The sequence below is a fragment of the Thermoanaerobacter sp. A7A genome (assembly GCF_000445185.1).
Classification (GTDB): domain Bacteria; phylum Bacillota; class Thermoanaerobacteria; order Thermoanaerobacterales; family Thermoanaerobacteraceae; genus Thermoanaerobacter.
In genome coordinates, this window is the sequence record NZ_AVAF01000083.1 from 1 (window position 1) to 5,900 (window position 5,900).

Sequence of the window (5,900 nt, forward strand, 5' to 3'; positions counted from 1 at the left end):
GCGGGTTATCCCCGCTTTTTATACTTTATGTTTATGTATAAATTTCCTACAAATTGTTAATTATAAATTTTGGGACTGAAAATAACTACTTGACATTCCAAAAAAATATAAATAAAATAGAATAAGATTATACGTATTCATTTCTTTTAGCATTTTCTTTTTGCGTTTTTAATAAGTATCCTTTGCGAGAAGTGTGTTGTGCAGAAATTCTCATTTTTATCTTCAGATAAGTTCCCTCTTATACTTTTTTAAAAATGAGGTAATGAGGACTTAGTTTGTTAAAATTCTACTTTTGGGAGGTGTACATTTGCATTTTGATATTAATACTTTGGAAAATTTGAGTTTGATGGAACTGAGGGAAATTGCAAAAGAGTTAGGTATTAAAAGTATTACGAAGTACAGAAAACAAGAGTTGAGAGAAAAAATTTTGGGAAAGGTTAGTCAGTTAAATGGAGAAAATTTAATTCAAGAGGATAACAAAAAAAAGGAAGGTTTAAATGAAGGGCAAACAGAAGGATTACAAGAAAGTGCGATAGATAAAAGTACAGATGATACTTCAAATACTAATTCTAACATATCGAAAAATGGTTATGCAAAGTCTATTAGTACTGAAAATAGCGCAAATGGATTACAAGCTCAATCAAAGCCTTCAAAAGACATCTTGCCAATTGCTAAAGAACTTTCTGATCCATTGAAAGAACTTATACAGACACAAGGAGATGTAGTGGCAGAAGGCATTCTTGATATTTTGCCAGATGGTTACGGATTTTTAAGAGTAGAAAACTTTGTTCAAGGGCCTAAAGATATATATATTTCTCAATCGCAAATAAGGCGTTTTGGCTTAAAAGTTGGCGACAAAGTAAGAGGTATTACAAGGATTCCTAGAGAAGGGGAAAAATATTCTGCAATTCTTTATGTGGAATCTATAAATGGTGAAGATCCCGAAAATGCTAAAAAAAGGATTCCCTTTGATGAATTAACTCCTATTTTCCCAAATGAGAAATTGAGATTAGAGACTTCACCTACAGAATTTTCCATGAGATTGGTAGATATCATTGCTCCTATAGGTAAAGGGCAAAGGGGTATGATTGTTGCACCGCCAAAAGCAGGAAAAACCACTTTACTTAAGCAAATTGCCAATAGCATTTCACAAAACCATCCAGAAGTTATTCTCATTGTGCTTTTAATTGATGAACGCCCTGAAGAAGTAACTGACATGAAACGTTCTATAAAAGGAGAAGTAGTATATTCTACTTTTGATGAACTCCCAGAACACCATACTAAAGTGGCTGAAATGGTATTAGAGCACGCTAAAAGACTTGTGGAGTATAAAAAGGATGTGGTGATTCTTTTAGATAGTATTACTAGGTTAGCGAGAGCTTATAACCTTATTACACCTCCTTCAGGAAGAACTCTTTCTGGTGGCATTGACCCTTCTGCATTACATCCTCCGAAAAGATTTTTTGGAGCAGCCAGGAATATAGAAGAGGGTGGAAGTTTAACTATCCTTGCTACTGCTTTGATTGAAACGGGAAGCCGCATGGATGAAGTTATATTTGAAGAATTTAAGGGAACGGGCAATATGGAACTTCACCTTGACAGAAAATTACAAGAAAGAAGGATATTCCCTGCTATTGATATATACAAATCGGGTACAAGAAAAGAAAAATTGCTGCTTACTAAAGAAGAATTGGAGGCCATGTGGATATTAAGGAAAGCCATGTCAAATTTACCGCCTGCAGAGGTTACAGAGATGTTAATTGAAAAATTAATACGAACTAAATCTAATGCGGAGTTTATAAATATGATAAGAGCACAATTATATAAATCTTGATATTGTGTATAACTTGTGTTATAATTTCTCCGTATGAGTTTTGGTTGAAAGAGGTGAAAGCTGTGAAACCGAATATACATCCTACCTATTATCATGATGCGGTTGTAAGGTGTGCATGTGGAAATACTTTTATAACAGGTTCTACAAAGAAAGAAATTAGAGTAGAAATATGTTCCAAATGCCATCCTTTCTTTACAGGCCAGCAGAAGATTGTAGATACAGGTGGAAGAGTCGAGAGATTTAGAAAGAGATTTAATTTAGAGGAAAAATAATTTGGGGGTTAGAGTGGTGAAGACTCTAACCTTTTGTTTTTAATTTGACATTAAGAAAGGTGGTTTTCATGATATACGGATCTTTGGATCATGGTTTTATAGAGGTTATAGTTGGTCCTATGTTTAGCGGTAAAAGTGAAGAACTAATAAGAAGGATTAAAAGAGCACAAATTGCCAAACAAAAAGTACAAGTTTTTAAACCGGCTATTGACGATAGATATTCTATTGACAAGGTGGTATCTCACAATGGCACTAATATAAATGCTATTAGTGTAGTAAAAGCTTTTGAAATAATTGAGCTTTTAGAAGAAGACACAGAGGTTATCGCAATTGATGAAATTCAGTTTTTTGACCATTCGATTGTGGATGTTGTAAGAGAAATTGCAGATCTAGGCAAAAGAGTCATTTGTGCTGGCTTAGATATGGACTTTAGGGGAGAACCATTTGGGCCTACTCCTGATGTAATGGCAATTGCGGAGTCTGTGGATAAACTGACGGCTATATGTGTGAAATGTGGCAATCCTGCTACTCGCACTCAAAGGCTTATCAATGGGAAACCTGCAAAATACGATGATCCAATCATTTTAGTAGGGGCCCATGAAACCTATGAAGCAAGGTGTCGAAAATGCCATGAAGTTCCCCGTACATAGAAAAGAGGTGTAATAATGAAAAAAACTGATATAGGTGGTCAAGCAGTAATTGAAGGAGTTATGATGAGAGGACACAATAGTGTAGCGACAGCTGTAAGAAAAGGAGATGAAATAATTATAAAGAAAGAGTATGTAAAACCCTTGACTAAAAGGAATAAATTTTTTTCGTTACCTTTTATAAGAGGTACTTTTGCTCTTTTTGATTCTCTTATCGTAGGTATAAAAAGCCTTACTTATTCTGCAGAACTTTTTGAAGAAGAAGATGAAGAAAATATTTCAAAATTTGATTCATTTTTACAAAAAGTGTTTGGAGATAAGTTAGATGATGTTTTGATGTATTTTTCTGTCGCAATATCTTTAATTTTATCTATTGTCATATTTTTTATCGGACCGACATATGTAGCGGATTACATGAAATTATTTACAAAAAATACCATAGTCATAAATTTTGTCGAGGGGTTGTTGAGGGTTGTCATTTTTCTCTTGTACCTTGTTCTTATTTCTCAGATGAAAGACATAAAGCGTATTTTTGAATATCATGGGGCAGAGCATAAAGCTATTCATTGCCTTGAGCATGAAGAGGAATTGACAGTGGAAAATGCTCGCAAATATACTACTTTACACCCTCGATGTGGGACAAATTTCCTTTTCATAGTCATGATAGTTTCTATAATAGTTTTTTCTTTTTTAAAATGGCCTACTCTTTATATAAGGATACTTAGTAGAATTCTTTTGCTTCCTGTAGTTGCTGGTATATCTTATGAAATAATAAAATTAGCAGGGCGAAGTGACAATAAAATAATAACGGCTTTTGTATATCCTGGCTTGCTATTACAAAAGCTTACCACAAGGGAGCCTGATGACAGTCAATTAGAAGTTGCTATTGCATCACTAAAAAGTGTTTTGGAAGACGAGGGAGGACGTGAATTTGAAAATATATGAGGCAATAAATTTGGGGACAAAAGAACTTAAAAATATTTGCGAAAATCCTAAACTTGAAGCGGAACTGCTCCTTGCTTACTGTTTGGGGATGGATAGGATAAATCTAATAATTAAAAGAGAAGATGAAGTGGAGGAAGGGGAGTTAGCAAAGTTTTTAGGACTTTTAAATATGAGAAAATCTCACATTCCTTATCAGTACATTGTAAAAAAGCAGCATTTTATGGGATTAGAGTTTTTTGTAGATGAGAACGTGTTAATTCCTAGGCCAGAGACAGAGATTCTTGTAGAAGAAGTGTTAAAAAGGGTGGAAAGAGGAAATGTAATTTTGGATATAGGTACTGGTAGCGGTGCTATAGCTGTAAGCATATCTAAATATTTTGCAGATTGTACTGTGTACGCAGTTGACATCAGCAAAAAAGCTATTGAAGTTGCAAAGTACAATGCTGAAAAGCAAGGAGTTTTAGATAGGATATTCTTTATAGAAAGTGACCTCTTTCGTAATCTTCCGCCAAATTTAAAGTTTGACTTTATTGTGTCAAATCCTCCCTACATTAAAAGAAATGAAATTGAGCTACTGCAGGAAGAAGTAAAAAAAGAGCCTATTGTCGCGTTAGATGGAGGAGAAGACGGACTTTTCTTCTACAAAAAAATTATAAAAGAAGCTCCTTTTTATATGAAATCAGGCGGGAAAATTGGATTTGAAATAGGATATGGCCAAAAAGGAGAAATAACTAATTTTTTAGAAAAAGGTGGATTTAAGGATATAAAAATAATTAAAGATTTGGCGGGTATTGACAGAGTGATAATAGCGAAGTATAAGTTATAGTTTTCACAACAGATAATATGTGGTATAATCAATCTTTGAGGTGAGATAATGATTGATAAATTGCAAGCAATAGAAGATAGATACGTAGAATTAAGTCAAAAAATAAGTGACCCTAATATTATTTCAAATGTAAATGAATGGAGAAAGTATGTAAAAGAGCATGCGGCTATTGAAGATATTGTGCTAAAATACAGAGAATACAAAAAAGTTTTGGAAGATATAGAGGCTACAAAAGAGTTGTTGTCTTCAAATGATGAAGAGCTTAAAGAGATGGCAGAGGAAGAACTTTCTCAATTAGAAGAAAAAAAAGAAAAATTATTAGAGGAGATAAAAATTCTTTTAATACCAAAAGACCCAAATGATGAGAAAAACGTCATAATGGAGATTAGGGCAGGAGCAGGAGGAGAAGAGGCAGCTCTTTTTGCCCATGACCTTTTTAGGATGTATTCCATGTATGCAGAGAAAAAAGGTTGGAAAGTAGAAATAATGAGCTCCAATGAAACAGATATCGGAGGATTTAAAGAAGTAATTTTAAATATTTCTGGAAAAGGAGCTTACAGCAGGTTAAAATACGAAAGTGGCGTTCATAGGGTTCAAAGGGTTCCAACCACTGAAGCTGGAGGAAGAATACACACTTCTACCGCTACGGTGGCAGTTTTGCCTGAAGTCGAGGAAGTTGATGTAGAGATAAATCCAAATGATATAAAGATAGATGTATTTAGGTCAGGGGGTCATGGAGGACAGAGTGTAAATACGACTGATTCCGCAGTCAGAGTTACCCATATTCCAACAGGAATTGTCGTGACTTGCCAAGATGAAAGGTCACAGATTCAAAATAGAGAAAGAGCTCTTAAAATTTTGCGAGCAAAGCTTTATGAAATGGCTCTAGAAGAACAACAAAGAGAAATTGCTGAGACACGGAAATCCCAAGTAGGTACTGGGGAAAGGAGCGAGAGGATAAGAACTTACAATTTTCCACAAGGTAGAGTCACTGACCACAGAATAGGTTTAACTTTATATAGATTACAGGAAGTTCTTGATGGGGATTTGGATGAAATTATAGATGCTTTAATTTTAAATGACCAGGCAGAAAAACTTAAGAATATGAATCTAAATTAAAGGAACGGGGAAACCTGTTCCAGACTGTAGACAAACTTTCGTAAAGGAGATATTTTGCATAAGGAGCGACTTGTTACAAAGCGGCAACAAAACTTAACAAGACCGAGGGTGGAGGCAGGGCCGTAGCCATGGATGGCGGAGGCGGGCACCTTAAGGCATGGATGCCGATTGTGCCCGGTACCCTGCCAGAGCCCGAAGGTCGAGCTTTAGTTTTGTTGCTTTGGAACATCGGAGCGACGATGCAAAATATCTCCTTT

At 35.0% G+C, this 5,900-nt stretch carries 6 protein-coding genes; all 6 read left to right on the forward strand.

What is annotated here, in order from left to right; translation table 11 throughout:
• The first annotated feature begins 307 nt into the window (after window positions 1-307).
• The 6 genes from rho (at window position 308) to prfA (ending at window position 5,643) form a co-directional block, all read left to right on the forward strand.
• Window positions 308-1,834 (forward strand): transcription termination factor Rho, encoded by a 1,527-nt coding sequence (gene rho, locus M663_RS0104775; protein WP_029688138.1) that lies wholly within the window; start codon window positions 308-310, stop codon window positions 1,832-1,834.
• A 62-nt stretch (window positions 1,835-1,896) separates the two neighbouring features.
• The gene (gene rpmE, locus M663_RS0104780) at window positions 1,897-2,106 is read left to right on the forward strand and encodes a 50S ribosomal protein L31 (RefSeq protein WP_003867319.1); all 210 of its coding nucleotides are present in this window, start codon (window positions 1,897-1,899) and stop codon (window positions 2,104-2,106) included.
• A gap of 68 nt (window positions 2,107-2,174) precedes the next feature.
• Window positions 2,175-2,756, forward strand: a complete 582-nt coding sequence (locus M663_RS0104785) for a thymidine kinase (protein WP_009051986.1) — start codon at window positions 2,175-2,177, stop codon at window positions 2,754-2,756.
• 15 nt (window positions 2,757-2,771) lie between these two features.
• Window positions 2,772-3,698: a DUF1385 domain-containing protein gene (locus M663_RS0104790; protein ID WP_029688139.1), complete on the forward strand. Its 927-nt coding sequence runs from the start codon at window positions 2,772-2,774 to the stop codon at window positions 3,696-3,698.
• Window positions 3,685-4,524 (forward strand): peptide chain release factor N(5)-glutamine methyltransferase, encoded by an 840-nt coding sequence (gene prmC / locus M663_RS0104795; protein ID WP_029688140.1) that lies wholly within the window; start codon window positions 3,685-3,687, stop codon window positions 4,522-4,524. Before M663_RS0104790 ends, prmC begins: the two co-directional genes overlap by 14 nt.
• 48 nt (window positions 4,525-4,572) lie before the next feature.
• Window positions 4,573-5,643, forward strand: a complete 1,071-nt coding sequence (prfA, locus tag M663_RS0104800; protein WP_029688141.1) for a peptide chain release factor 1 — start codon at window positions 4,573-4,575, stop codon at window positions 5,641-5,643.
• Window positions 5,644-5,900: the final 257 nt, after the last annotated feature.

Coding starts and splice junctions, on each gene's coding strand:
- M663_RS0104785 (WP_009051986.1), top strand. CDS start 2,175: ATGATATACGGATCTTTGGATCATGGTTTTATAGAGGTTATAGTTGGT.
- prfA (WP_029688141.1), top strand. CDS start 4,573: ATGATTGATAAATTGCAAGCAATAGAAGATAGATACGTAGAATTAAGT.
- M663_RS0104790 (WP_029688139.1), top strand. CDS start 2,772: ATGAAAAAAACTGATATAGGTGGTCAAGCAGTAATTGAAGGAGTTATG.